Source organism: Mycobacterium sp. 3-98 (assembly GCF_035918355.1).
Classification (GTDB): domain Bacteria; phylum Actinomycetota; class Actinomycetes; order Mycobacteriales; family Mycobacteriaceae; genus Mycobacterium; species Mycobacterium intracellulare.
Genome location: NZ_CP142360.1, coordinates 715,896 through 741,557 on the forward strand (window position 1 = coordinate 715,896; position 25,662 = coordinate 741,557).

26 protein-coding genes are annotated in these 25,662 nt (G+C 68.4%); 24 read left to right on the plus strand and 2 right to left on the minus strand.

The features are described 5' to 3' along the window. Positions 1-63: 63 nt before the first annotated feature. From QGN30_RS03555 to QGN30_RS03595, 9 genes are read left to right on the plus strand one after another with little or no spacing between them, the layout of a single operon-like run. On the plus strand, positions 64-627 hold the full coding sequence (locus QGN30_RS03555; protein WP_067169507.1) for a hypothetical protein: 564 nt from the start codon (positions 64-66) through the stop codon (positions 625-627). A gap of 4 nt (positions 628-631) precedes the next feature. Beyond that, complete coding sequence (locus QGN30_RS03560; RefSeq protein ID WP_326566393.1) at positions 632-1,336, plus strand: NIPSNAP family protein; 705 nt, start codon at positions 632-634, stop codon at positions 1,334-1,336. A 17-nt stretch (positions 1,337-1,353) separates the two neighbouring features. Continuing rightward, complete coding sequence (locus QGN30_RS03565) at positions 1,354-2,574, plus strand: cytochrome P450 (RefSeq protein ID WP_326566395.1); 1,221 nt, start codon at positions 1,354-1,356, stop codon at positions 2,572-2,574. Between the two features lies 1 nt (position 2,575). Continuing rightward, a complete protein-coding gene (locus tag QGN30_RS03570; protein ID WP_201406149.1) occupies positions 2,576-3,544 on the plus strand; it encodes a zinc-binding dehydrogenase in 969 nt (322 codons plus the stop codon). Between the two features lie 10 nt (positions 3,545-3,554). Beyond that, positions 3,555-4,313: an HpcH/HpaI aldolase family protein gene (locus tag QGN30_RS03575; RefSeq protein WP_201406148.1), complete on the plus strand. Its 759-nt coding sequence runs from the start codon at positions 3,555-3,557 to the stop codon at positions 4,311-4,313. Beyond that, complete coding sequence (locus QGN30_RS03580; protein ID WP_201406147.1) at positions 4,310-4,720, plus strand: nuclear transport factor 2 family protein; 411 nt, start codon at positions 4,310-4,312, stop codon at positions 4,718-4,720. The genes QGN30_RS03575 and QGN30_RS03580 overlap by 4 nt, the downstream gene beginning before the upstream one ends. After that, positions 4,717-5,445 carry an SDR family NAD(P)-dependent oxidoreductase gene (locus tag QGN30_RS03585; RefSeq protein WP_201406146.1) on the plus strand — a complete coding sequence of 243 codons (729 nt, stop codon included), beginning with the start codon at positions 4,717-4,719 and terminating at the stop codon, positions 5,443-5,445. Before QGN30_RS03580 ends, QGN30_RS03585 begins: the two co-directional genes overlap by 4 nt. Then, positions 5,427-6,947 (plus strand): flavin-containing monooxygenase, encoded by a 1,521-nt coding sequence (locus QGN30_RS03590; RefSeq protein ID WP_416366844.1) that lies wholly within the window; start codon positions 5,427-5,429, stop codon positions 6,945-6,947. Before QGN30_RS03585 ends, QGN30_RS03590 begins: the two co-directional genes overlap by 19 nt. Continuing rightward, positions 6,944-7,867 (plus strand): alpha/beta hydrolase, encoded by a 924-nt coding sequence (locus QGN30_RS03595; RefSeq protein ID WP_014381462.1) that lies wholly within the window; start codon positions 6,944-6,946, stop codon positions 7,865-7,867. Before QGN30_RS03590 ends, QGN30_RS03595 begins: the two co-directional genes overlap by 4 nt. On the opposite strand, the gene QGN30_RS03600 is transcribed toward QGN30_RS03595, so the two are convergent. Continuing rightward, positions 7,864-8,976, minus strand: a complete 1,113-nt coding sequence (locus tag QGN30_RS03600) for an alcohol dehydrogenase catalytic domain-containing protein (protein WP_248923278.1) — start codon at positions 8,974-8,976, stop codon at positions 7,864-7,866. The two genes, QGN30_RS03595 and QGN30_RS03600, sit on opposite strands and share 4 nt — an antisense overlap. 14 nt (positions 8,977-8,990) lie before the next feature. Here QGN30_RS03600 and QGN30_RS03605 point away from each other — a divergent pair, with 14 nt between their 5' ends. After that, on the plus strand, positions 8,991-9,467 hold the full coding sequence (locus tag QGN30_RS03605; protein ID WP_044059224.1) for an acyl-CoA thioesterase: 477 nt from the start codon (positions 8,991-8,993) through the stop codon (positions 9,465-9,467). 59 nt (positions 9,468-9,526) lie between these two features. Then, the gene (locus QGN30_RS03610) at positions 9,527-9,967 is read left to right on the plus strand and encodes an SRPBCC family protein (protein ID WP_008261971.1); all 441 of its coding nucleotides are present in this window, start codon (positions 9,527-9,529) and stop codon (positions 9,965-9,967) included. 158 nt (positions 9,968-10,125) lie between these two features. Here the strand turns inward: QGN30_RS03610 and QGN30_RS03615 are convergent, their stop codons facing one another. Continuing rightward, a complete protein-coding gene (locus QGN30_RS03615) occupies positions 10,126-10,806 on the minus strand; it encodes a GntR family transcriptional regulator (RefSeq protein WP_179300695.1) in 681 nt (226 codons plus the stop codon). A 194-nt stretch (positions 10,807-11,000) separates the two neighbouring features. On the opposite strand from QGN30_RS03615, the gene fadD5 reads away from it, so the two are divergent. From fadD5 to QGN30_RS03680, 13 genes are all read left to right on the plus strand, one after another. Further along, complete coding sequence (gene fadD5 / locus QGN30_RS03620) at positions 11,001-12,587, plus strand: fatty-acid--CoA ligase FadD5 (protein WP_009957279.1); 1,587 nt, start codon at positions 11,001-11,003, stop codon at positions 12,585-12,587. Positions 12,588-12,847: 260 nt separating this feature from the next. Next, on the plus strand, positions 12,848-13,663 hold the full coding sequence (locus QGN30_RS03625; RefSeq protein ID WP_014381458.1) for an MlaE family ABC transporter permease: 816 nt from the start codon (positions 12,848-12,850) through the stop codon (positions 13,661-13,663). Position 13,664: 1 nt separating this feature from the next. Further along, on the plus strand, positions 13,665-14,534 hold the full coding sequence (locus QGN30_RS03630) for an MlaE family ABC transporter permease (RefSeq protein ID WP_008261964.1): 870 nt from the start codon (positions 13,665-13,667) through the stop codon (positions 14,532-14,534). A gap of 2 nt (positions 14,535-14,536) precedes the next feature. Further along, positions 14,537-15,844, plus strand: coding sequence for an MCE family protein (locus QGN30_RS03635; RefSeq protein WP_248923277.1), 1,308 nt, complete (start codon positions 14,537-14,539; stop codon positions 15,842-15,844). Further along, complete coding sequence (locus QGN30_RS03640; RefSeq protein ID WP_009957839.1) at positions 15,841-16,881, plus strand: virulence factor Mce family protein; 1,041 nt, start codon at positions 15,841-15,843, stop codon at positions 16,879-16,881. The genes QGN30_RS03635 and QGN30_RS03640 overlap by 4 nt, the downstream gene beginning before the upstream one ends. After that, positions 16,878-18,440, plus strand: a complete 1,563-nt coding sequence (locus QGN30_RS03645; RefSeq protein ID WP_009957841.1) for a virulence factor Mce family protein — start codon at positions 16,878-16,880, stop codon at positions 18,438-18,440. The genes QGN30_RS03640 and QGN30_RS03645 overlap by 4 nt, the downstream gene beginning before the upstream one ends. Continuing rightward, positions 18,437-20,050, plus strand: coding sequence for a virulence factor Mce family protein (locus QGN30_RS03650; protein ID WP_014381456.1), 1,614 nt, complete (start codon positions 18,437-18,439; stop codon positions 20,048-20,050). Before QGN30_RS03645 ends, QGN30_RS03650 begins: the two co-directional genes overlap by 4 nt. A gap of 8 nt (positions 20,051-20,058) precedes the next feature. After that, positions 20,059-21,210, plus strand: a complete 1,152-nt coding sequence (locus QGN30_RS03655; protein WP_014381455.1) for a virulence factor Mce family protein — start codon at positions 20,059-20,061, stop codon at positions 21,208-21,210. Continuing rightward, complete coding sequence (locus QGN30_RS03660) at positions 21,204-22,754, plus strand: virulence factor Mce family protein (RefSeq protein ID WP_014381454.1); 1,551 nt, start codon at positions 21,204-21,206, stop codon at positions 22,752-22,754. Before QGN30_RS03655 ends, QGN30_RS03660 begins: the two co-directional genes overlap by 7 nt. Further along, positions 22,724-23,404: an Mce protein gene (locus tag QGN30_RS03665; RefSeq protein ID WP_201359431.1), complete on the plus strand. Its 681-nt coding sequence runs from the start codon at positions 22,724-22,726 to the stop codon at positions 23,402-23,404. The genes QGN30_RS03660 and QGN30_RS03665 overlap by 31 nt, the downstream gene beginning before the upstream one ends. Continuing rightward, complete coding sequence (locus QGN30_RS03670) at positions 23,401-24,372, plus strand: RDD family protein (RefSeq protein ID WP_038538061.1); 972 nt, start codon at positions 23,401-23,403, stop codon at positions 24,370-24,372. The genes QGN30_RS03665 and QGN30_RS03670 overlap by 4 nt, the downstream gene beginning before the upstream one ends. After that, the gene (locus QGN30_RS03675; protein WP_038538058.1) at positions 24,369-24,923 is read left to right on the plus strand and encodes a hypothetical protein; all 555 of its coding nucleotides are present in this window, start codon (positions 24,369-24,371) and stop codon (positions 24,921-24,923) included. Before QGN30_RS03670 ends, QGN30_RS03675 begins: the two co-directional genes overlap by 4 nt. After that, the gene (locus QGN30_RS03680) at positions 24,890-25,612 is read left to right on the plus strand and encodes a hypothetical protein (RefSeq protein WP_014383477.1); all 723 of its coding nucleotides are present in this window, start codon (positions 24,890-24,892) and stop codon (positions 25,610-25,612) included. Before QGN30_RS03675 ends, QGN30_RS03680 begins: the two co-directional genes overlap by 34 nt. Positions 25,613-25,662: the final 50 nt, after the last annotated feature.

Below are 25,662 nucleotides of genomic sequence, written 5' to 3' on the forward strand. Positions count from 1 at the left end.
GCCCATGACAAGTGCTTGAGGCCCGCCAACGGAGTCGTTGGGGCCGTGGTGAGGAATGGATCGATGGTCGCTCCAACGTTCGACATCAGCAAGACCGACGCCGCCCGAGCAACCCAGGCCACCAGTGATGGCCTGCGCTATCGACTGGACGTCGTCGCCGCCAGCGCCGTCGACGTCGTGCAATCGGCCGGGGGGTGGCTCTACGACCGGGCGATGGCCGGCTGGGAGGTGACGGTCCTGCTGCCCCAGGGCCGCGACACCCGATCGCTGCGGATCCTGGGGGTGCGGGTTGCCGACCTCGAGTCGTCCCTGGCCGCGCTGGGGGCGGGCTCGACCAGCCTGGCCGTCAGCGCGGACGCCTTCACCGCCGACGCCCGGGTGCGTGACGCCGTGCTCGAGTCGCTGGACAACCGGCTGACGGAAGTCGCGTTGTGGGGCGACGGGTGGCCCCTGGGAGTGCATCGCGCCACGACCCGCGCCCAGCACCTGCTCAGCGGTGCGGCGCGCATGTTCAAGGGCTATGCGCTTGCGGCAGCGGGCATTTCGGACGCCACGGTCGCCCCCATCGAAACACTGCTGTGCGACGTGGGGTCGGGGGCCGACTCCGAGCTGATCCGGCTCGACTAGGCCCATGAAGAAGTACCACAAACACGCGCTGCTCTACCTGCACGAGACGATCTCGCTGGGATCCGGACGCAGCGACCGGTTCACCGAGATCTTCGCCGACACCTACCAGCCGATGATGGAGCAACTGGGCGCCCGGTTGTTCGCGATCTGGGAGTCCACCGCGTACAACGGGCACTGGCCGCAGGTGACGGTCATCTGGGAGATCGACGGGTTCGCCGACTACGCCAGGATCGGCGCGGCCCAGGCCCGCGGCGGCAGTCATGAGGCCGCGGCCGGAAAATGGTCGGCGTTTCTGGCCGACCTCGGCGCCTCGGGCGAGGGCCGCATCATGTACGCCGGACCCAGCAACAGGACGCTCGCCCAGCTGCGTGAGGCGAATTTCACTGCGCCGCTGGTGATTCAGGAGATCATGCAGACCAAGCCGGGCCGCCAGGACGACTACATCCGGGAGCTCGAGCGGCTCTACGTGCCGTGGTCGGAACGCACCGGAAAACGCTGGCTCGGTTCGTTCACCACGACCTTCCGCTTCAACGAGGTCATCCACTACTGGGCGCTGGACGGGGGCTGGGACTGCTTCGCCGAGCACTACCCCTCGTGGAAGGAGAGCCCGCCCGCCGAGATCGTCACCTGGATGAGCGTGGCCCCCGCGTTGCGTGACGGGTGGGAAGATTCCATCCTGCAGGCCCTCCCGCCCTCACCGCTGCAGTGACCGAGCGCCAAGGACCCATGGACCACACCGACTTCAGCTACGATCCCTTCGACGCTGCGGTGATGGCAAACCCGTTGCCGTACTACCGAATCCTGCGCGACCACCACCCGGTGTATTACATGCCGCAGTGGGACACCTTCGCGCTGTCGCGCTTCGAGGACATCTGGAAGGTCCTGGAGGTCAACAACGGCACGTTCGTCGCCTCGGAGGGCACCCTGCCCGCGGCATCGGTGCTGGCCCAACACAACTCGGGTCCGGTCGACGACCCACCGCTGCACCCCCTGCCGTTCCACGCCATGTTCGACGCCGACCTGTACGGCGAGATCCGGCGCACGCACTCCCGGCCGTTTCGGCCGCGGTCGGTCACCGACCTCGAGGGCAGGATCCGGGAGCTGGCCAACGAACGGCTCGACCTGCTGCTGCCGCGCGGTGCGTTCGACCTGACCCAGGATTACGGCGGCGTCGTGGTGGCCGCGGTTGTCTGCGAATTGCTGGGCATCCCCACCGATCTCGCGCCGCAGGTCCTCGCCGCGGTCAACGCCGGCAGCCTCGCCCAGCCGGGTGTCGGCGTGGACACCGGGCAGGCGCGCCCGAACTATTTCGAGTTCCTGCTGCCCGCGGTCGCGCGCCGCCGCGCCGACCGGTCCGGGCCGCCGCTGGACGTGGTCGACGGCCTGCTCGGCTACCACCTGCCCGACGGCAGCGCGCTGGACGACATGGAAGTCGCCACCCAGATGCTGTGCATCTTCATCGGCGGGACCGAGACGGTCCCCAAGATCGTCGCCCACGGGCTGTGGGAGCTCAGCCGGCGGACCGACCAGCTGGCCGCCGTGCGCGCCGACCCCGAACGCAACGTGCCCGTCGCCCGCGAGGAGATGATCCGATACTGCGCGCCCGCGCAGTGGTTCGCGCGAACGGCGCGCAAGCCCTTCGACATTCACGGTCAGACCATCAATCCCGGCCAGCGCGTCATCACCCTGCTCGCCTCGGCCAGCCGCGACGAGCGGGAATACCCCGAGCCCGACGAGTTCATCTGGGACCGGCCGATCCGCCGCTCGCTGGCGTTCGGCCGCGGCCAGCACTTCTGCATCGGCTACCACCTGGCCAGGCTGGAAATCGATGTGCTGCTTGCCGAATGGCTGCGTCGGGTGCCCGACTACGCGATCCAGACCCACGCCGCCACCCGGTTGCCGTCCAGCTTCCAATGGGGCTGGAACAACATCCCGGTGGAGGTCTGAGGTGTGGTCCTACCGGCTCATCGCCCCGTATCTGTTCGAGCGGACGACGATCGCCGACACCGCCCCTGAGTCCCTGACCGACGGGCAGGTGCTGCTGCGGTTCCTGGCGGCCGGCGTCTGCGGCAGCGATCTGCCCGCGTTTCGCGGCGCCAAGGGCCGAATCCCCGGCGACGACGGTCGCAGCGGACCCGAGAAGGACGGCTTCCCCATCCACGAGGTCGCCGGCGAGGTGATCGCCAGCCGCCACCCCGCGCACCGCCTCGGGGACCTCGTCGTCGGCTGGGCCTCCGGGTTCGACGGCATGATGGAACGCATCGTCACCGACGGCGACGGTTTGGCGCCCTACGACCCGGCGCTGACGCCGGCGCAGGCGATCGGCCTGCAACCGCTGGCCTGTGTGCTCTACGCCTGCGAGCAGCTCGGCGATCTGGCCGGGCGGCGCGTCGCGATCATCGGCCAGGGATCGATCGGCCTGCTGTTCTCCTACGTCGCCAAGGCGGCCGGTGCGCGCCGCGTCACCGGGGTCGATCCGATCGACCGCCGCGATGTGGCAAGGGCATTCGGCGTCGACGAACCGGTGCGCGCCACCAGCGACCGCTGGGCGAGTCAGCTGGAACCGGGGGACCGCGCCGACGTCGTCATCGAGGCGGTCGGTCACCAGGTGGCCACCCTCACCCACGCCATCGACGCCACCGCCCCCGGCGGCACCGTCTTCTACTTCGGTGTCGCCGACGACGAGATGTATCCCATCAGCATGCGGGCCATGCTGCGCAACAACCTGACGCTGAAATCCGGTGTGACGCTTGACCGTCGGCGGATGCTGGAGCTCGCGAGCAAGTTCGCCGCCGAGCATCCCTGGCTGCTCGGCGCGTACCTCACCCACACGTTCGGCGTCGAGCAGGTGCAGGACGCGTTCGAGCTGGCCTGCCGACCGGTGGCCGAGCGCATCAAGATTGCGATCGCCGGGTGAGGGGCCGACCGTGACCGACGCTTCGCCGGGCAATCTGCAACTGGCGCTCAGCAGCAAGCCCGCCATCTTCGGCGGCTGGGTCACCGGCCCCACCTGGCTGGGACCCGAGGAATTCGCCCGCGCCGGTTACGACTACGTCGGATTCGACGCCCAGCACGGCTATCTCGACGACGCCGGCATCGCCCGCATGCTGCGCCGCACCGAACACCTGCCGCTGGCCACCGTCGTGCGCCTGCCCAACGCCGATACCGCGCCGATCGGGCGGGTGGCCGACGCCGGGGCCGACGCCGTCATCATCGCGATGATCGAGTCGGCCGGCGAGGCCGCCGCCGCCGTGGCCGCCACCCGCTACCCGCCGGCGGGCGTGCGCAGCTTCGGACCGCTGCGCGCCAGCCTGGGTGCCGACCCCGCCGGCCACGAATCCCGGGTGAGCGTGTTCGCGATGATCGAGACCGCGGCGGCGCTCTCCGGCATCGAGGAGATCTGCGCCGTCGACGGCCTGACCGGAATCTACGTCGGCCCGGCCGATCTCGCCATCTCCATGGGCGCCGGCGTCCTCGGGGCGACCCGGCACCCCGAGGTGCTCGACGCGATCACGCGCATCCACCGGGCGGCCTCGGACGCGGGCCTGGTCACCGGCATCCACGCCGGCGACGGCATGACGGGCCAGGCCATGGCGCGGTTGGGCTTCGGCATGATCACCCTGGCCGCCGAGTCCCAGGCGCTGCGGCGCGGGGCCGCCGAACACCTGCGTGAGGCGACGCAATGACCGCCTACCCGCCGGACGACGCGGTAGCGATCCGCGATTTGATCGCCGGCTACGCGCTCGCTCTCGACGCCGGTGATGTCGACGGTTGCGTCCGGCTGTTCGCCCCCGACGGCGAATTCCTGGCGTACGGCCGGACTTTCGCGGGCCATGACGGGATCGCCGACATGTTCCGCGCCGCGGCGCGCGGCCTGCATCTGACCGGCGTCTCGCGGATCACAGTCGACGGGGACCGCGCGAGCGCCCGATCGCAGGTGCTGTTCGTCCGGTGCGGCGATCTGCAGTTGCGGCCCGCCCTCTACGACGACGAGCTGACCCGCGTGGACGGCCAGTGGCGTTTCGCGCGGCGCCGGTGCCGCTTCATCACCAGCGGCGGATTGGCCGAGAGCCCGGAGGTGACGCCGGCATGAATCCACGTGTCGCACTGGTGACCGGCGCGGCCGGCGGGCAGGGCCGGGCCATCGCCGAACGGCTACGCGCCAAGGGGTTTTCGGTGGCGGCCTGCGATCGGCGGGCCGACGATCTCGCCGCCGCGGTGCGCGAATCGGGCGACGAGGAACTGATCGCGGTGGAGCTCGACGTCACCGCGGAGCGGCAGTGGGACTCCGCGGTGGCGGCGGTGGTCGAGCGCTTCGGGTCGCTGAGCACGCTGGTCAACTGCGCCGGCGTGCTACACCGGGCGTCGTTGACCGAGGAGACCGCCGAAGGATTCGAAAACTCGTGGCGGGTCAACTGTCTGGGCGCGTTCCTCGGCATGCGCGCCACGCTCGAACACCTGCGCGCGGCGCCCGACGCCTCCATCGTCAACATCTGCAGCACCGGCGCGATCCGCCCGTTCCCCCAGCATGGCGCCTACGGCTCGTCGAAGTGGGCGCTGCGCGGCCTGACCCAGACCGCCGCCGCCGAACTCGCGCCCTCCGGCATCCGGGTCAACGCCGTGTTCCCCGGGCCGATCGCCACCACGATGCTCGACGAGACCACCCAGACCCGGCTCGCCGCCGCATCGATGTTCGGGCGGATAGGCCGCGCCGACGAAGTCGCCGACGCCGTGGCGTTCCTGGTCTCCGGCGAGGCGTCGTTCATCACCGGCTCCGAACTCATCATCGACGGTGGTCAATGCCTGCAGATCCGATGACCGACCTGTCGGTCGGCATCATCGGCGCCGGCCCGGGCGGCCTGGCGCTGGGAATCATGCTGTCACGCGCCGGGTTTCGTGACTTCACCATCTTCGACCGCGAGGATGGCGTCGGGGGCACCTGGCGGATCAACACCTATCCGGGACTGGCGTGCGACGTCAAGTCGCACCTCTACTCGTTCTCGTTCGACCTGAACGCCCACTGGTCACGGCTGTGGTCGGGCCAACCCGAAATCCTGGACTACTTCCAGCGCAGCGCCGACAAGCACGGCCTGGGGACCCACCTGAAACTGCGCACCGAAATCCGTTCCGCACGATGGGATTCGGACACCCAGCGATGGTGCCTGACCACCGCGACCGGCGAACAGCACCACTTCAACGTCGTCGTCTCGGCCGTGGGCCTGTTCACCCGGCCGCTGCTGCCCGACCTCGTCGAGGAAGAGCCCTTCACCGGAACGGTGATGCACTCGTCACGCTGGGACCACTCGATCCCGCTGGAAGGCAAGAAGATTGCGGTGCTCGGCACCGGGTCGACGGCCTCCCAGCTGATCCCCGAATTGGCCAAAGTGGCCGGCACGGTGTATTCGGTGCAACGATCGCCCACCTGGATACTGCCCAAGCCCGACCGGCGCTACACCCGGGGGGAGCGCTGGGCCTTCGCGCACCTCCCGTTCGCCAAGAAGATCTACCGCACCCGGCTGTGGCTGCGCAGCGAATCCAACATCGCGGTGATCGAGCACGGCAGCGAAAAGACCGAGCAATTCACCGCCCTCGCCCTGCGGCTGCTCGAAAACACGGTCGACGACGACGAATTGCGCCGCAAGCTCACACCGGACCATCCGATGGGCTGCAAGCGGCTGGTGTTCTCGTCGGACTACCTGCCCGCGCTGACCCGCCCCAACGTCGAGGTGGTGACCAGCCCGGCGCGCTCCCTGCGCGCCCGGTCCCTGGTGACCGAAGACGGCACCGAACGCGAGGTCGACCTGGTGGTGTGCGCCACCGGCTACGCCGCCGCCGACTATCTCGGGGAGCTGGACGTTTCCGGCGAACACGGAATCACGCTGCGGCAGGTCTGGCGCGACGGCGCGCACGCCTACCTCGGCATGGCCATGCCTGATTTCCCCAATTTCTTCATGCTGTACGGGCCGAACACCAACGTCGGCTCCAACAGCGTCATCTTCATCCTCGAAGCCCAGGCGCGCTACATCGTGCGGGCGCTGCGGCACCTGCGCCGCCGCCGCAAACGCTACGTCGCGGTGCGTGCCTCGGCGCTGGCCGAGTTCGTCGCCAAGATCGACCGCTGGATGGTGGGCACCGTCTGGACCACCCAGTGCAGCAACTACTTCCGCGCCCCCAACGGGCGCGTGGTCACCCAGTGGCCGCGCAGCGCCCGAACCTTCTGGGGGATGACGCGCAGGTTCAGGCCCGCCGACTTCCGTTTCGAACCGCCCGCCACCTCCGCCGCGTCCCCGGTCGCCGTGCCCGAGCGGGGCACCCGATGACGGAGCTCGACGGCGCTGACCGCCTCGACCCGGCGCTGCGCGCACTGGCGACCACGCGCACGGACTTCTCGGCCGCCGCGATCCAGCTGACGCGTGGACCGTTCAACGAACGCCGCCGCATCACCGCCGAGCAGACCGACGCCGGTGACGTCCGGATCGACGAGGACAACGCGGCCGGCGTCGGGGTGCGCATCTATCGCGGTGGCCCAGCCCCGGCGCCCGCCCTCGTGTATTGCCACGCCGGCGGTTTCGCGCTGGGCAACCTGGACACCGATCACCGCCAGTGCGTGGAGCTCGCCCGACGCGGTCGCTGCACGGTGGTGTCGGTGGACTACCGGCTGGCTCCGGAGCACCCCTATCCGGCCGCGCTCGACGACGCGAGCGCCGTGCTGCGCTGGGTGATCGACGACGCGGCGTCGCTCGGCGTGGACCCGGCGCGGGTGGCCGTCGCGGGCAGCAGCGCCGGCGCCGCCCTGGCCGCATGCCTGGCGCAGCGCGCCGCCGATGGATCCTTGCCGCCGGTGGTGTTCCAGCTGCTGCACCAGCCGGTGCTCGACGACCGGCCCACCGGATCCAAGTCGGAGTTCCGCACCAGTCCCGCGTTCGACGGCGAGGGTGCCGAGCTGATGTGGCGCCACTACCTCGACCCAAAGGCCGCGCCGGAGGCCGCGGTGCCCGCACGGCGACCCGAATTCGCCGGGCTGGCACCGGCTTTGATCACCTGCGCGGAGATCGATCCCTTCCGCGACGAGGCCATCGACTATGCGCTGCGGCTGCTGCACGCCGGGATCTCGGCGGAGCTGCACGTGTTTGCGCGCGCCTGCCATGGATTCGACTCACTGCTGCCGGAATGGCCGGGCTCGCAACGCCTGTTCGCGCTGCAAGGCGAGGCGCTGGCCGGCGCGCTGCACGGCGACTAGGCGTCGAATCGGATCAGCTGGCGCACGGCGGTGCCGTCGGCCAGGTGGTCCATCGCCTCGTTGATGTCGTCGAGCGCGATCGTCGACGACACCAGCGATTGCACCGGCAGCCGGCCGGAACGCCACAGCTCGACGAACCGCGGAATGTCCCGGCTGGGCACCGCCGAACCGAGATAGCTGCCGATCAGCGACCGGCCCTCGGCCACAAAACCCAACGGCGACACCGTGATCCGGGCGTCCGGCGGGGGCAAGCCGACGGTGATGGTGCGCCCGCCCGGCGCGGTCAAGGCGATCGCGGTCTCGAGCGCGGCGGGGTGGCCGACGGCCTCGACGACCACGGCCGCCTTCACCCGCGCGTCGTCGGCCTGCTGCGGCGTGTAGGCCTCGTGGGCGCCCAGGGCGCGGGCGGCGGCCAACTTGTCGGGCAACTGGTCGACGGCGACGACGCGCACGTCGTCATAGGTGAGGGCGGTGAGCAGCGCCGCCATCCCGACGCCGCCCAGCCCGACCACGGCGACCGTCTGGCCCGGCCGCGGCTGCCCCACGTTGAGCACCGCGCCGCCGCCGGTGAGCACCGCGCACCCCAACAGCGCGGCGACATCGGCGGGCACGTCGGGCGGCACCGCGACCGTGCTGGCCCGATTGACGACCGCGTGCGTCGCGAATCCCGAGACCCCGAGGTGGTGAAACACCGGTTGGCCGGCCCGGCTGAGCCGGATGTCGCCGCCCAGCAGGGTGCCGGCGCCGTTGGCGGCGCTGCCCGGCTCGCACGGCGTCAGGCCTTCGGTCGCGCACGCCGCGCAATGGCCGCAGCGCGGCAGGAACACCAGCACCACCCGCTGGCCGACGGCCACATCGCCGACACCGTCACCGACCCGCTCGACGATCCCGGCGGCCTCGTGGCCGAGCAGCATCGGCACCGGGCGCACCCGGTTGCCGTCGACCACCGACAGGTCGGAGTGGCAGAGGCCGGCCGCCTCGATGCGGACCAGCACCTCGTCGCGACCCGGCGGCGCGAGGTCGACGTCGGCGATGCTGATGGGCCGCGACCGCGCGTAGGGCCGGGGCGCCCCGATGTGCTCCAGTACCGCGCCCCGAATTCCGGACATGCTGGAATACAACCATGGCGTCGGCTCCAGTAGTTCCCCCCGCCCCGGACGGGTTGACCAGCAACGACTTCCCGGTGCTGTGGCCCGTCGGGACGCGATGGGCCGACAACGACATGTTCGGCCACCTCAACAACGCCGTCTACTACCAGTTGTTCGACACCGCGATCAACGCCTGGATCAACACCGCCACCGGGCTGGACCCGATCACCACGCCGGCGCTGGGCATCGTCGCCGAGTCGGGCTGCCGCTACTTCTCCGAACTGCATTTCCCCCAGGACCTCACGGTGGGCCTGGCCGTGACCCGGCTGGGCCGCAGCAGCGTCACCTACCGGCTGGGCGTGTTCGAGTCCGGTGACGGCGACCCGCGGCCGATCACCGCGCTGGGACATTGGGTGCACGTCTACGTCGACCGGGTTACGCGCAAGTCCGTCCCGATTCCCGACCCCGTCCGGACCCTGCTGTCGACGGCCAGCGTCGGCGAATCGGCCTAGCTCCGGGCCCAGATACCGCCCTGCGCTGGGGTTTTCGCGCACCCCGTTATGCTGCGCGCATGCCAGTGTTGAGCAAGACCGTCGAGATCGGCGCCGACGCCGGGTTGATCATGAAGATCGTCGGCGATTTCGAGGCCTACCCGCAGTGGAACGAGGAGATCAAGGGTCTCTGGGTGCTCGCCCGCTATGACGACGGGCGGCCCAGCCAGCTGCGGCTCGACACCGATTACCAGGGCATGCAGAGCATGTTCATCCAGGCCGTGTACTACCCGGGGGAAAACCAGATCCAGACCGTCCTGCAGCAGGGAGACCTGTTCACCAAGCAGGAGCAGCTCTTCTCCGTGGTGGCCATGGGCGCTTCCAGCCTGCTGACCGTGGACCTGGACGTCGAAACGTCGATGCCGGTCCCGGCGCCGATGGTCAAGCAGCTCCTCAACAACGTCCTCGACCACCTCGCCGAGAGCCTCAAGCAGCGCGCCGAGCAGCTGGCCGCGACCTAGAAATTGGCGGCGACCCGCTTCGCCCGGCTACGCCGCGCTCGCGATCGCCGCTAGGAGTTGGCGGCGACCCGCTTCGCCCGGCTGCGCCGCGCTCGCGATCGCCGCTAGGAGTTGGCGGCGACCCGCTTCGCCCGGCTGCGCCGCGCTCGCGATCGCCGCTAGAAGGGGTTGCCGGCGCGGTCGCGCATCTCGGTCAGCCGGGCCGCCGCGTCGGTGAACTGCCATACGGTGTGCTCGATCACCGCGGCGGTGTCGCGGTGGCGCAGCGCGGCGATCAGCTTCCGGTGGTTGTCGACGGCGGCCTTGCCCCAGTGCGGATCGGCCGCGTACACCAGTACCGGCATATAGCGGGCGGCGTTGAGCAGGAACCACGCCAGCTTGATCCGGCCGCTGGCCTGGTTGAAGACCCGGTGAAAGGCGAACTCGATGCCCGCGATGGTCTCGGCGTCGCCGGATCCGACGGCCGCGGCGAGCGAATCGTTGATGCGGTCCAGCTCGTCGATCTCGGCGTCGGTGATGTGGTCGGTGGCCGCCGCCGCCAGCTCCTTGGCGATCGAGGCCTGCAGCCAGAAGATGTCCTCGATGTCCTGGCGGGTGAGCGGCAATACGACGTGGCCGCGGTGCGGCTCCAGCTGCACCATGCCCTCGCCGCGCAACTTCAGCAGGGCTTCGCGCACCGGGGTGACGCTGACCCCTAGCTGGGCGGCGGTCTCGTCGAGACGGATGAACGTCCCCGGACGCAGCGTTCCGGACATGATCGACGCCCGCAGATGGCCCGCGACCTCATCGGACAGCTGAGCCCGCCGCAGCGGCCGCCGGCTCCTCGGCTGCATGGACATCGGTGCGTTCACAGGGTCTGCCAGGACTTTCAGTGACTTGGCGGGACGGGATTCAAGTTTTGACGGACCTTGACGGGCGCTTGTCGAGGACTTGTCAGTGGACCGTCAAAGCCATAGTGTGACCCACACAACACTATGTTTTATCAAATATCAACCTGGCGCAGGCGGTGCGCGAGTGAAGGGAAGTGTCGAGTTTGACCGCGCAATTGGCAGACCATCTGACAGAGCAGCCGTACCTCGCCCGGCGGCAGAACTGGGTGAACCAACTCGAGCGGCACGCGCTGATGCAGCCGAACGCGACCGCGCTGAGGTTCCTGGGCAAGACCCTGACGTGGGGCGAACTGCGCGGCCGGGTGGCGGCGCTGGCCGACGCGCTGAGCCGCCGGGGTGTCGGCTTCGGCGACCGCGTCATGATCCTGATGCTCAACCGCACCGAGTTCGTCGAATCGGTGCTGGCCATCAACATGCTCGGCGCCATCGCCGTGCCGCTGAACTTCCGGCTGACCGCGGCCGAAATCGCCTTCCTGGTCCAGGATTGCGAAGCGCGGGTGATCATCACCGAATCGGTGCTCGCCCCGGTGGCAACCGGCGTGCGCGACATCGAGTCGATGCTCGGCACCATCGTGGTCGCCGGCGGTTCGACCGACGACACCGTGCTCGGTTACGAAGACCTCGTCAACGAGACCGGGGAGTCGCACCAACCCGTCGACATCCCGAACGACTCGCCGGCGCTGATCATGTACACCTCGGGCACCACCGGCCGCCCCAAGGGCGCCGTGCTCACCCACACCAACCTGACCGGACAGACGATGACCGGGCTGTACACCAACGGCGCCGACATCAACAGCGACGTCGGGTTCATCGGGGTGCCGTTCTTCCACATCGCCGGCATCGGCAACTTGCTGACCGGGGTGCTGCTCGGCATCCCCACGGTCATCTACCCGCTCGGCGCGTTCGAGCCCGGGCAGCTCCTCGACGTGCTGGCGGCAGAAAAGGTCACCGGGATTTTTCTGGTTCCCGCGCAGTGGCAGGCGGTCTGCGCCGAGCAACAGGCGCGCCCGCGCGACCTGAAACTGCGGGTGATCTCGTGGGGTGCCGCCCCGGCTCCCGACGCGCTGCTGCGGGAGATGTCGGCGAGGTTTCCCGGCACCCAGATCCTGGCCGCGTTCGGCCAGACGGAGATGTCGCCGGTCACCTGCATGTTGCTCGGCGAGGACGCCATCCGGAAGCGCGGCTCGGTCGGCAAGGTGATCCCGACGGTCGCCGCCCGGGTCGTCGACGAGAACATGAACGACGTGCCCATCGGCGAGGTCGGTGAAATCGTTTATCGCGCACCAACTTTGATGAGCGGCTACTGGAACAATCCCGAGGCGACGGCGGAAGCGTTCGCCGGCGGCTGGTTCCACTCCGGCGACCTGGTCCGCATGGACTCCGACGGCTACGTGTGGGTGGTCGACCGCAAGAAGGACATGATCATCTCGGGTGGCGAGAACATCTACTGCGCCGAGGTGGAGAACGTCCTGGCCAGCCACCCGAGCATCGTCGAAGTCGCCGTCATCGGCCGGGCCCACGACAAGTGGGGCGAGGTGCCGATCGCGGTCGCCGCGGTGGCGGGCGAGGGGTTGGCGCTCGACGAGTTGGACGAGTTCCTGACCGAGCGACTGGCGCGCTACAAGCACCCGAAGGCGCTCGAGATCGTCGACGCGCTGCCGCGCAACCCGGCCGGCAAGGTGCTCAAAACTGAGCTGCGGATCCGCTACGGGGCCGCAAAAATCGACTAAATCCATTCTAGGGCAAGAGGTTTTAGGACCAGAAAGGAAATTGGGCAGGAGCTGTAACGTTTGCCAGTCGTTGGCGAAGGGTTAATTGTGCGGATGCGGTTCACACGTGCTTGGCCATCGGGTACATTCCTGTGGTCTCCGTTACTACTTGCCAGTAGGGAGCCGATGGTCACAGACGTCGAATCGGGGCGAGGAGGGGGCGTGCTATATGTTCCGCCGCGGCGCCGGACGGCGCGCGGTGACGGCCAGAGGGGGCAGCGGTGACTTCGACGTCGACTAGTCGACGGGGCCCCTACCTGGTCGGCTATGTGCGCGATCAACTGCAAACCCCGCTGGAGCTTGTCGGCGGGTTCTTCCGGATGTGCGTGCTCACCGGGAAAGCCCTGTTCCGCTGGCCGTTCCAGTGGCGCGAATTCGTCCTGCAGTGTTGGTTCATCATGCGGGTGGCGTTCCTGCCGACGATCATGGTGTCGATCCCGCTGACGGTGCTGCTGATCTTCACCCTCAACGTTTTGCTGGCGCAGTTCGGCGCCGCCGACCTGTCCGGCGCCGGCGCGGCGATCGGCGCGGTCACCCAGCTCGGCCCGCTCACCACGGTGCTGGTGGTCGCCGGGGCCGGGTCGACGGCGATCTGCGCCGACCTGGGCGCGCGCACCATCCGCGAAGAGATCGACGCGATGGAGGTGCTCGGCATCGACCCGATCCACCGGCTGGTGGTGCCCCGGGTGATCGCCGCGACCCTGGTCGCCACCCTGCTCAACGGCCTGGTGATCACCGTCGGCCTGGTCGGCGGCTACCTGTTCGGCGTCTACCTGCAGAACGTGTCGGGAGGGGCGTACCTGGCCACCCTGACCACCATCACCGGCCTGCCCGAGGTCGTCATCGCGACGGTCAAGGCCGCGGTCTTCGGCCTGATCGCCGGACTGGTCGGCTGCTTCCGCGGGCTGACGGTGCGCGGCGGATCCAAAGGCCTGGGCACCGCCGTCAACGAGACCGTCGTGCTCTGCGTCGTCGCGCTGTATGCGGTCAACGTCGTGCTGACCACGATCGGCGTGCGATTCGGGACGGGGCACTGACATGTCGACGACCACCGTCTTTCGCTCCCGCTTCCCGCGGGCCGCAGAGAATCTCAACCGCTACGGCCTGGCCGCGGCGCGCGGGCTCGACGACATCGGCCAGATGGCGTGGTTCGGCGGGGTGGCCCTGGCACACATCCCGCACGCGCTGCGCAACTACCGCAAGGAAACCCTGCGTCTGGTCGCCCAGATCGGGATGGGCACCGGCGCCATGGCCGTCATCGGCGGCACCGTCGCCATCGTCGGCTTCGTGACGTTGTCCGGTAGCTCCCTGGTCGCGATCCAGGGGTTCGCCTCGCTGGGCAACATCGGCGTCGAGGCGTTCACCGGATTCTTCGCCGCGCTGATCAACGTGCGCATCGCCGCGCCCGTCGTCACCGGCATCGCGATGGCCGCCACGGTCGGCGCCGGCGCGACGGCCGAGCTGGGCGCGATGCGCATCAGCGAGGAGATCGACGCGCTGGAAGTGATGGGTATCAAGTCGATTTCGTTCCTGGCGACCACCCGGATCATGGCCGGGCTGGTGGTGATCATCCCGCTGTACGCGCTGGCGATGATCATGTCGTTCCTGTCGCCGCAGATCACCACGACCGTGCTCTACGGACAATCCAACGGCACCTACGAGCACTACTTCCGGACGTTCCTGCGCCCCGACGACGTCTTCTGGTCGTTCCTGGAAGCCATCCTTATCACCGCGGTCGTCATGATCACCCACTGCTTCTACGGCTACAACGCCGGCGGCGGGCCGGTCGGCGTGGGCGAGGCCGTCGGCCGATCGATGCGCTTCTCGCTGGTGTCGGTGCAGGTTGTCGTGTTGGCCGCCGCGTTGGCGCTCTATGGCGTCAACCCCAACTTCGCGCTCACGGTGTAGCCATGTCAGCGCCGATCCAGACCAACGCCCCCCGGACCCCGCCGTACAAGTGGGCCGGGTTGGCGGCGCTGGTGATCGCCGCGCTGGTCCTCGGTTTCGTCTACGGCCAGTTCCGCGGCGACTTCACCCCCAAGACCAACCTGACGATGCTGGCGTCGCGGGCCGGTCTGGTGATGGATCCGGGCTCGAAGGTGACCTACAACGGGGTGGAGATCGGGCGGGTCGGCAGCATCGCGGAGACGGTGCGCGACGGCAAGCCGGCGGCGAAGTTCACGCTGGAGGTCTATCCGCGGTATTTGGCGTTGATCCCGTCCAATGTGAATGCCGATATCAAGGCGACGACGGTGTTCGGTGGCAAGTACGTGTCGTTGACGACGCCGGCGCACCCGTCGCCGCAGAAGATCTCGGCGCACACCGTGCTCGACGCGCGTTCGGTGACCACCGAGATCAACACGCTGTTTCAGACGATCACCTCGATCGCGCAGAAGGTCGATCCGGTCAAGTTGAATCTGACGTTGAGCGCGGCGGCGCAGTCGTTGGCCGGGCTGGGGGAGAAGTTCGGGCAGTCGGTGGTGAATGCGAACGCGGTTTTGGATGAGGTGAATCCGCGGATGCCGCAGGCGCGCAAGGACATTCAGCAGTTGGCGGCGCTGGGCGACACCTATGCGGACGCCTCGCCGGATCTGTTCGACTTCTTGAACAACGCGGTGGTCACCTCGCGCACGATCAACGCGCAGCAAAAGGATCTGGATCAGGCGTTGTTGTCGGCGGCCGGGTTCGGCAACACCGGCGCGGACCTGTTCACCAAGGGCGGCCCGTATCTGGCGCGCGGGGCCGCCGATCTGGTGCCCACGGCCCAGCTGCTCGACACCTACAGCCCCGAACTGTTCTGCGCGGTCCGCAATTACCACGACATCGAGCCCAAGGCCGCCTCGTTCCTGGGCGGCAACGGCTACTCGCTCAACAGCCACACCCAGGCCCTGTCCGGGCTGGGCCTGATCGCCAACCCGCTGTCGCTGGTCGCCGTCGCCGCGCTCACGCTTGGGCTCGGTGCCACGGCAGGTTTGGTCGGTGGGGCGCCCAACCCCTACGTCTGGCCCGAGAACCTGCCGCGGGTGAACGCCCGCGGCGGCCCCGGCGGCGCCCCCGGTTGCTGGCAGCCGCTCACCCACGATCTGTGGCCGGCACCGGAGTTGGTGATGGACTCCGGCAACAGCATCGCGCCGTACAACCACCTGGACACCGGATCGCCGTACGCGATCGAGTATGTCTGGGGACGCCAGGTAGGGGATAACACGATCAACCCATGAAAATCTCCGGAACCATTACCAGGCTCAGCATCTTCTCGGTGGTGCTGTTGATCTTCACCGTGATGATCTTCGTGGTGTTCGGTCAGATGCGCTTCGACCGCACCAACGGGTATTCGGCGGAATTCAGCAACATCAGCGGCCTGCGGGCGGGCCAGTTCGTCCGCGCCTCGGGCGTCGAGGTCGGCAAGGTCGACAAGGTGGAGCTGGTCGACGGCGGCAAGCGCGCCCGGGTGAAATTCAACGTCGACCGCTCCATCCCGCTGTACCAGTCGACGACCGCCCAGATCCGCTACCTCGACCTGATCGGTAACCGCTACCTGGAGATCAAACGCGGTCAGGGCGAAGGCGCGGACAAGGTCCTGCCGCCCGGCGGGTTCATCCCCTTGTCGCGGACGACGCCGGCGCTCGACCTCGACGCCCTGATCGGCGGTTTCAAGCCACTGTTCCGGGCGCTCGACCCACAGAAGGTCAACACCATCGCGACCGCGCTGGTCACCGTGTTCCAGGGCCAGGGCGGCACCATCAACGACATCCTCGACAACACCGCGCAGCTGACCAACCAGCTCGGCGAGCGCGACCAAGCGATCGGTGAGGTCATCAAGAACCTGAACATCGTCTTGGACACCACGGTCCGGCACCGGCAGCAATTCGACCAGACGGTCGACAAGCTCGAGGTGTTGATCACCGGCCTCAAGAACCACGGCGACTCGCAGGCCGCGGGGTTCGCCCACATCAGCAACGCCGCCGGGACGGTCGCCGACCTGCTCGCCGAGGACCGAGCGCTACTGCACAAGACGATCAACTACCTGGACGCCGTTCAGCAGCCGCTGATCGACCAGCAAGACCAACTGCAGGACTACCTGAAGAAGGTGCCCACAGCGCTGAACATGATCGGGCGCGCGATCGGCTCCTACGGGGACTTCGTGAACTTCTACGCCTGCGACATCACCCTCAAGATCAACGGTCTGCAGGCCGGCGGCCCGGTCCGCACGGTCCGGTTGTTCCAGCAGCCGACGGGTAGGTGCACGCCGCAATGAGAACACTGGAACCGCCGAACCGGGTCCGCATCGGGCTGATGGGCATCGTCGTGACGGTGCTCGTGATCGGCGTCGGCCAAAGCTTCACCAGCGTCCCGATGCTGTTCGCCAAGCCGAGCTACTACGGCCAGTTCACCGACTCCGGCGGCATCAACACCGGCGACAAAGTGCGTATCGCCGGCCTGGACGTCGGCAAGGTGGAGGGCATCAAGATCGACGGGGACCACATCCGGTTGAAGTTCTCCATCGGCACCAACACCATCGGCACCGAGAGCCGGCTGGCGATCAAGACCGACACCATCCTGGGGAAGAAGATCCTCGACGTCGAGGCCCGCGGCAACCAGCCCCTGCGGCCCGGGGCGAGTCTGCCGCTGGGCCAAAGCACCACGCCGTACCAGATTTACGACGCGTTCTTCGACGTCACCAAGGCCGCCCAGGGCTGGGACATCGATACCGTCAAGCAGTCCCTGCACGTGCTCTCCCAGACCATCGACCAGACCTACCCGCACCTGAGCCCGGCGCTCGAAGGGGTGGCCAAGTTCTCCGACACGATCGGCAAGCGCGACGAGGAGGTCAAGCACCTGCTCGCCCAGGCCAACCAGGTGGCCGGCGTCCTGGGGGATCGCAGCGACCAGATCGACCGGGCCTTGGTCAATGCGAAAACGCTCCTGGCCGCCTTCAACGAGCGCGGCCAGGCCATCAACGCCTTGCTGGCCAACATCGCCGCCTTCTCCGAACAGGTCAAGGGGCTGCTCGACGACAACCCGAACATCAATCACGTGCTCGAGCAATTGCGCACGCTCAGCGACATCCTGGTGCAGCGCAAAGACGACCTTGCCAATGGGCTCACCGAGGTCGGCAAGTTCCTGCCGTCGTTGAACGAGGCCATCGCCTCGGGACCGTTCTTCAAGGTGGTCCTGCACAACCTGGCCCTGTATCAGATTTCGCAGCCGTGGGTCGACGCGGCGTTCAAGAAGCGTGGGATCGACCCGGAGGACTTCTGGCGCAGCGCCGGATTGCCGGCCTACCGGTTCCCCGACCCCAACGGCACCCGGTTCCCCAACGGCGCGCCGCCCCCGGCGCCCCCGGTGCTCGAGGGCACGCCCGACCACCCGGGGCCGGCCGTCCCTCCGGGATCGCCGTGCTCGTACACGCCGGCGGCGGACGGGCTGCCCCGCCCCGACAACCCGCTGCCCTGTGCGGGTGCGGTGTCCGGGCCGTTCGGTGGACCGGGCTTCCCGGCGCCGGTGGACGTGATGACGTCACCGCCGAACCCCGCGGGCCTGCCACCCACGCCCGGCATCAATATCGCGGGCCGGCCGGGCGACCCGCCGCCGGACGTGCCCGGGACACCCGTCCCGTTGCCGACGCAGGCGCCCCCGGGTGCGCGTACCGAGAACCTGGCGCCGGCCGGACCGGTGCCGCCGCCGTCGACGTTCGCGCCGGGGCTACCGCCGGGTCCGCCGGCACCGCCCGGGCCGGGCAACCAGTTGCCGGCGCCGTTCATCAACCCCGGTGGAGCCGGAGGCAGCGGTGTCACGGGAGGTAGCCAGAATTGAGCACCATCTTTGACATCCGCAACATTCGACTCCCGAAGCTGTCCCGGGCGTCGGTGATCATCGGATCACTGGTGATCGTGCTGGCCCTCGTCGTCGGCTACGTCGGCTGGCGGCTCTACGAGAAGCTGACCAACAACACCGTGGTGGCCTACTTCCCGGCGGCCAACGCTCTGTACCCGGGGGACAAGGTCCAGATCATGGGCCTGCGGGTGGGTGCGATCGACAAGATCGAGCCCACCGGCGACAAGATGAAGGTCACCTTCCACTACGAGAACAAATACCGGGTGCCGGCCAACGCGTCGGCGGTGATCCTCAACCCCACCCTGGTGGCCTCGCGCGCCATCCAGCTGGAGCCGCCGTACAAGGGCGGTCCGGTGCTGGCCGATAACGCCGTGATCCCCGAAGAGCGCACCCAGGTTCCGGTCGAATGGGACCAGCTGCGCAACAGCATCACCAACATCATCTCGAAGCTGGGTCCCACCGCCGAGCAGCCGAAGGGCCCGTTCGGTGAGGTCATCGAGTCGTTCGCCAACGGGCTGGCCGGCAAGGGCAAGCAGTTCAACACCACGCTGAGCAACCTGTCGCAGGCGTTGACCGCATTGAACGAGGGCCGCGGCGACTTCTTCGCCGTGGTGCGCAGCCTGGCGCTGTTCGTCAACGCGCTGCACCAAGACGACGCGCAGTTCGTCGCGCTCAACCAAAACCTGGCCGACTTCACCACCCGGCTCGCGCATAACGACACCGACCTGTCCAACGCGATCCAGCAGTTCGACAGCCTGCTCACCACCGTGCGCCCCTGGCTCGACAAGAACGCCGGGGTGCTGACCTACGACGTCAACAACCTGGAGACCGCGACGAACGCGTTGCTGCAACCGGATTCGCTGAACGGTTTGGAGACCGCGCTGCACGTCCTTCCGACAGCCGCGGCGAACATCAACCAGATCTATCACCCGTCGCACGGATCGGTGGTCGCCATCCCGTCGATCACCAACTTCGCCAACCCGATGCAGTTCATCTGTAGCGCGATCCAGGCCGGCAGCCGGCTTGGGTACCAGGAGTCGGCCGAACTGTGCGCGCAGTACCTGGCGCCGATCCTCGACGCGATCAAGTTCAACTACCCGCCGTTCGGCCTGAACCTGTTCAGCACCGCCGAGACATTGCCCAAGCAAGTGGCCTACTCCGAGCCGCGGTTGCAGCCGCCCAACGGGTACAAGGACACGACCGTCCCCGGCATCTGGGTGCCCGACACCCCGACCTCGCACCGCAACACCCAGCCGGGCTGGATCGTCGCCCCGGGCATGCAGGGTCAGCAGGTCGGTCCCATCACCGCGGGCCTGATGACGCCGGAGTCGTTGGAAGAGCTCATGGGTGGCCCGAACATCGAACCCGTCCAGTCGAACCTGCAGACCCCGCCGGGTCCGCCGAACGCCTACGACGAGAACCCGATCCTGCCGCCGATGGGACTGAACGCCCCGGTGCCGATCCAGCCGCCGCCGCCCGGGCCGGGCGTGGCCCCGGGTCCCGTGGCGCCGACCCCGGCGCCGGTGTCCGCGCCCGCGCCGAACGCTGGCGGGCCGGCGTCGGCCGCTGACTTCGGAGGTGGCCAGTGACGAGCGCGATGAGGCTGATCCGGCACCGGGCCTGGCAGGGGTTGACCCTGCTGGTGGCCGCGATGGTGCTGAGCTCGTGTGGCTGGAAGGGCATCTCGAACGTCTCGATTCCGGGCGGCCCCGGCAGCGGCGCGGGATCGATGACCATCTATGTGCAGGTGCCCGACACCCTGGCGATCAACGGCAACAGCAAGGTGATGGTGGCCGACGTGTTCGTCGGCTCGATCAAGGCCATCAACCTGAAGAACTGGGTGGCCACCCTGACGCTGGGCTTGGACAAGCACACCAAGCTGCCCAAGAACGCCACCGCCAAGATCGGCCAGACCTCGCTGCTGGGTTCGCAGCACGTCGAGCTCGCGTCGCCGCCGAACCCGTCGCCCGAGCTGCTCAAGGACGGCGACACCATTCCGCTGAAGAACTCGTCGGCGTATCCCACCACCGAGCAGACGCTGGCCAGCCTTTCGCTGATCCTGCGCGGCGGCGGCATCCCCAACCTGGAGGTGCTGCAGAACGAGATCTACAACATCTTCAACGGCCGCGGCGAGGCGATCCGGTCCCTGCTCGGCAAGCTGGACACCTTCACCACCCAGCTCAACGCGCAGCGCGACGACATCACCCACGCCATCGACTCCACCAACCGGCTGCTGACCTACGTCGGCGGGCGGGCGGATGTCCTGGACCGGGTGCTCACCGACATCCCGCCGCTGATCAAACACTTCGCCGACACGCAAAACCTGCTGATCAACGCCGTCGATTCGGTGGGGCGCCTGAGCCAGGTCGCCGACCAGTACCTGTCGGAGGCGCGAGCGCCGCTGTACACCGACCTGCAGGCGCTGCAATGCCCGTTGAAGGAGCTCGGCCGGGCCTCGCCGTACCTGATCGGCGCGCTGAAGTTGATCCTCACGCAGCCGTTCGACATCGACACGGTGCCGAAGATCTTCCGCGGCGACTACATCAACATCTCGTTGACGCTGGACCTGACCTACAGCGCGGTCGACAACGCGTTCCTGACCGGGACCGGGCTGTCGGGAGCCCTGCGGGCGCTCGAGCAGTCGTTCGGGCGTGACCCCGAGACGATGATCCCCGACGTGCGCTACACGCCGAACCCGAATGACGCGCCGGGTGGACCGCTGGTGGAAAGGGGGGACAGGAATTGCTGACTCCCTTCATCCGACGCCAGCTGATCGCCTTCGGGATCCTGACCGTCATCTCGCTGCTCGTGCTCGGGGTGTACTACCTGCAGATCCCGAGCCTGATGGGCATCGGCCGGTACACGCTGAAGGCCGAGCTGCCCGCCTCGGGCGGGCTGTATCCGACGGCGAATGTCACCTATCGCGGCATCACCATCGGCAAGGTCACCGACGTCGAGCCGACCGAGCGCGGCGCCGAGGCGACGATGAGCATCGACAGCCACTACAAGATCCCGACCGACACGATCGCCAACGTGCACTCGGTCTCGGCCGTCGGTGAGCAATACCTGGACCTGGTGTCGAGCGGAAACCCCGGCAAGTACCTCGCGGACGGACAGACCATCACCAAGGGCACGGTGCCCGCCGAAATCGGGCCGGCCCTGGACACGGCGAACCGCGGCTTGGCGGTGCTGCCCAAGGAAAAGATCGGCCAGCTGCTCGACGAGACGGCGCAATCCGTCGGCGGGCTGGGTCCCGCCCTGCAGCGCTTGGTCGACTCCACCCAGGCCATCGTCGGCGATTTCAAGACCCAGATCACCGACGTCAACGACATCATCGAGAACTCCGGCCCGGTGCTGGACAGCCAGGTCAAATCGCGCGACAACATCGAGCGCTGGGCACGCAACCTGAACAGGCTCGCCGCCCAGTCCGCGCAGCAGGACCAGCGTCTGAAAAGCCTGCTGCACCAGGCGGCGCCGACGGCCGATCAGGTCAACGACCTCTTCAGCGGCGTCCGGGAGTCGCTGCCGCAGACGCTGGCCAACCTTGAGGTCGTCTTCGACCTGCTCAAGCGCTACCACACCGGCGTCGAGCAGGTCCTGGTGTTCCTTCCGCAGGGCGCGTCGATCGCCCAGACGGTGGCCGCCCCCTTCCCGAACATGGCCGCGCTCGACCTGGCGCTGTCGATCAACCAGCCGCCGCCGTGCCTGACCGGCTTCATCCCGGCCTCGGAGTGGCGGTCCCCGGCGGACACCAGCATTCAGCCGTTGCCGACGGGCACGTACTGCAAGATCCCGATGGAGACCCCGGCCAACAGCGTGCGCGGGTCGCGCAACATCCCCTGTACGGACATCCCGGGCAAACGGGCGGCCACCCCGCGGGAATGCCGCGACCCCAAGCCGTACGTTCCGGCGGGCACCAACCCCTGGTACGGCGACCCCAACCAGATCCTGACCTGCCCCGCGCCGGGAGCGCGATGCGATCAGTCGGTGCGCCCGGGCATGGTGATCCCCGCGCCGTCGATCAACAACGGGCTCAACCCCGCGCCCTCGGACCGGGTGGCGGGGACTCCCCCGCCCACCAGCGATCCGTTGTCGCGACCGGGCTCGGGTAGCGTGCAGTGCAACGGCCAGCAACCCAACCCGTGTGTCTACACCCCCAGCGGGCCTCCCACGGCGGTCTACAGTCCCCAAAGCGGTGAACTGGTGGGGCCAGACGGGGTTAAATACTCCGTCGAGAACTCGACCAGAACAGGAGACGACGGATGGAAGGAGATGCTGGCACCAGCCGGCTGAACCCCATCGACACGGACGACGATTCGTTGAGCCCCGAAGACAAGGACGAGGATTCGACGGCACCCGACAGCGGAGCCGAGCAGGCCGATCCGCAGGGTGACCCCCAGGATCCGGCGGAATCCGGTGAGCCCGGTGCGACCGCGCCGCGCGGCCCGTCGCGGGTGGGACGCGGGTGGCTGGCCGCCATCGCGGTGCTGCTGGTCCTGTGCGCGGGCGCGATCGGGGCGGGGGGCTACCTCGCGCAGCGCTATCACCGCGACAGCCTGGTGATCGCCCGCAACGATGCCACCGCGCTCAAGGCGGCGGTCGAATGCGTCACGGCGACGCAGGCGCCGGACACCAACGCGATGACCGCGGCTGAGCAGAAGATCATCGAATGTGGCACAGACACTTTCCGCACGCAGGCCTTGCTGTACACCAGCATGCTCGTTCAGGCGTACCAGGCCGCGAACATCCACGTTCAGGTGTCCGATGTGCGGGCGGCGGTCGAGCGCAACAACCCCGACGGGTCGATAAATATCCTTGTCGCGCTCCGCGTCAAGGTGGCCAGCGATCAGACTGAGAACGAGACCGGCTACCGCCTGCGGGTGAAAATGGCGTTCGCCGAGGGGCAATACAGGATCTCCAAACTCGACCAGGTGACGAAGTGACGGTGGTGGTCGAACAGACTGCACCCACGGACGTCCCAGAGCCACCGCGGGAAGCCTTGGCGCCCTGGCATTCTCGCGTCGGCGCCTTCGCCATCGACGTGCTGCCGGGCGTGGCGGTGCTGGCGACGCTGGCGTTGGTGTCGCTCACGGTGCCGGCGCGCGGCGTGTGGTGGTGGGTGTCCATCTGCGTCATGGGACTCGCCGTCCTGGCGATGCTGGTCAACCGGTTGCTGCTACCGACGATCCTCGGCTGGAGCCTGGGCCGCGCCGTGGCGGGCATCGCCGTGACGCGTCGCGGCGGTGAGGCCGCGGGGCCGTGGACGCTGCTGCTGCGCGACGTCGCCCACCTGCTCGACACCGCGACGGTGGTGGGATGGCTGTGGCCGCTGTGGGATTCGCGTCGCCGCACGTTCGCCGACATGGTGGCGCGCACCGAGGCGCGACGCCTGCAGCCGGACCAGGCGCCCCCGAACGTCCGGCGCTGGGCCGCGGGCGCGGTGCTGGCCGCGACGGCGGTGTGCCTGGGCGGCGCCGCGCTCAGCTACGGCGCGGCGTACGCCCCACAGCGGGCGAGCGATCAGACCCGCGCCGAAATCGCCACGCAGGGGCCCAAGATCGTGGCCCAGATGCTGACGTATGACCCCAAGTCGCTGCAGGACGACTTCGCCCGGGCGCAGTCGCTGGCGACCGACAAGTACCGCGGACAGTTGGCGGCCCAGCAGGACCTGGTGCGCAAGGGCACCCCGGTCATCAACGAGTACTGGGTCACCAACAGCTCGATCGAATCGGCCGCCCCGAACCGGGCCACCATGCTGCTGTTCATGCAGGGACGGCGCGGCGCGGCACCCGAGGTGCGCTACATCAGCGCAACCGTGCGGGTGAACTTCGCCAAGGGCGGCGGAAACGCTTGGCGCGTCGACGATCTCACCGTGCTGTCCAAGCCCAAGCCGCCGGGGAACGCAAAATGAGCCCGCGCCGCAAGTTCACGCCCGGTGAGCGGCCACTGCTCGTCGAGCACCCGGTGCCGCCGCGGCAAGGATGGCTGGTGCCGCTGGCCGCCACGGCGGCGGCGGTACTGATGGTCGCGGCGATCAGCGTCTGCGCGCTGATGTGGGGCTCCCACGAATCCCGGGCGCGCGCCGCCTCCCGGGACCGCGAGGTGCTCACCTACGTCACCGGATTCATGACGCAGTTCACCTCCATCGACCCATTTCACGCCAACGACTACGTGAACCGGATACTCGCCCAGGCGACCGGCGATTTCGCCAAGCAGTACGAGAAGAACGCCAACGAGATCCTGCTTCAGGTCGCCCGTGCCGAACCGGCCACGGGCAGCGTGCTCGACGCCGGCCTGGAGCGATGGAACGACGACGGCAGCGCCAATGTCATGGTGGCCACGGCCATCACCACGAAATCACCGGACGAGAAACAGGTTTTGGAGAACGCCAATCGTTGGGCGGCAACCGCGACGCAGGAAGGTAACCAGTGGAAGATCAGCAACCTGCAGCAGGTGATCTGACCGCCGAGGACGAGGCGACCGTTGACGAGGCGACCGTTGCGGCGCCGGACGCCGGGGCCACCGACGACGCCACCGACGCCGAGGCTACCGACGAGGCCACCGACGCCGAGGCTACCGAGGACGCCGGCGAGCAGGCGGCGGACGCCCCGGCGCCGGCGCCACGCAAGCGGCGCCTCGCCGGCAAGGCATGGGCAATCGTCGCCCTGGTCGCCGCCGTGCTGTTCGTCGGCTCCGCCGGGTTCGCCGGCGCGATGGTGCAGCCCTACCTAACCGACCGGGCCGTCGCCGAAACGAAAATCAACGTCGCGCGCACGGCGGCCAACGCGATCACCACGCTGTGGACCTACACCCCGGAAAACATGGACACCCTCGCCGACCGCGCATCCGCCTATCTCACCGGCGATTTCGCGGCGCAGTACCGCAAATTCGTCGACGCCATCGTGGCGCCCAACAAGCAGGCCAAGATCACCAACCACACCGACGTCACCGGCGCGGCGGTCGAATCGCTCGACGACAACAACGCCGTGGTCATCATCTACACCAACACCACGTCGACCAGCCCGCTGACCAAGAACGTGCCGTCGCTGAAGTACCTGTCCTACCGGTTGTTCATGAAGCGTCAAAAGAGCCGCTGGCTGGTGACGAGGATGACGACGATCACCTCGCTGGATCTGACACCGAAAACCTGACGCCGCAGCCACGGGCACGCCGAAATAGACTGCACCCCATGGCGGTTACC

Coding starts and splice junctions, on each gene's coding strand:
- QGN30_RS03555 (WP_067169507.1), top strand. CDS start 64: ATGGTCGCTCCAACGTTCGACATCAGCAAGACCGACGCCGCCCGAGCA.
- QGN30_RS03560 (WP_326566393.1), top strand. CDS start 632: ATGAAGAAGTACCACAAACACGCGCTGCTCTACCTGCACGAGACGATC.
- QGN30_RS03565 (WP_326566395.1), top strand. CDS start 1,354: ATGGACCACACCGACTTCAGCTACGATCCCTTCGACGCTGCGGTGATG.
- QGN30_RS03580 (WP_201406147.1), top strand. CDS start 4,310: ATGACCGCCTACCCGCCGGACGACGCGGTAGCGATCCGCGATTTGATC.
- QGN30_RS03585 (WP_201406146.1), top strand. CDS start 4,717: ATGAATCCACGTGTCGCACTGGTGACCGGCGCGGCCGGCGGGCAGGGC.
- QGN30_RS03590 (WP_416366844.1), top strand. CDS start 5,427: ATGCCTGCAGATCCGATGACCGACCTGTCGGTCGGCATCATCGGCGCC.
- QGN30_RS03595 (WP_014381462.1), top strand. CDS start 6,944: ATGACGGAGCTCGACGGCGCTGACCGCCTCGACCCGGCGCTGCGCGCA.
- QGN30_RS03600 (WP_248923278.1), bottom strand. CDS start 8,976: ATGTCCGGAATTCGGGGCGCGGTACTGGAGCACATCGGGGCGCCCCGG.
- QGN30_RS03605 (WP_044059224.1), top strand. CDS start 8,991: ATGGCGTCGGCTCCAGTAGTTCCCCCCGCCCCGGACGGGTTGACCAGC.
- QGN30_RS03610 (WP_008261971.1), top strand. CDS start 9,527: ATGCCAGTGTTGAGCAAGACCGTCGAGATCGGCGCCGACGCCGGGTTG.
- QGN30_RS03615 (WP_179300695.1), bottom strand. CDS start 10,806: ATGTCCATGCAGCCGAGGAGCCGGCGGCCGCTGCGGCGGGCTCAGCTG.
- QGN30_RS03630 (WP_008261964.1), top strand. CDS start 13,665: ATGTCGACGACCACCGTCTTTCGCTCCCGCTTCCCGCGGGCCGCAGAG.
- QGN30_RS03635 (WP_248923277.1), top strand. CDS start 14,537: ATGTCAGCGCCGATCCAGACCAACGCCCCCCGGACCCCGCCGTACAAG.
- QGN30_RS03640 (WP_009957839.1), top strand. CDS start 15,841: ATGAAAATCTCCGGAACCATTACCAGGCTCAGCATCTTCTCGGTGGTG.
- QGN30_RS03645 (WP_009957841.1), top strand. CDS start 16,878: ATGAGAACACTGGAACCGCCGAACCGGGTCCGCATCGGGCTGATGGGC.
- QGN30_RS03655 (WP_014381455.1), top strand. CDS start 20,059: ATGAGGCTGATCCGGCACCGGGCCTGGCAGGGGTTGACCCTGCTGGTG.
- QGN30_RS03665 (WP_201359431.1), top strand. CDS start 22,724: ATGGAAGGAGATGCTGGCACCAGCCGGCTGAACCCCATCGACACGGAC.
- QGN30_RS03675 (WP_038538058.1), top strand. CDS start 24,369: ATGAGCCCGCGCCGCAAGTTCACGCCCGGTGAGCGGCCACTGCTCGTC.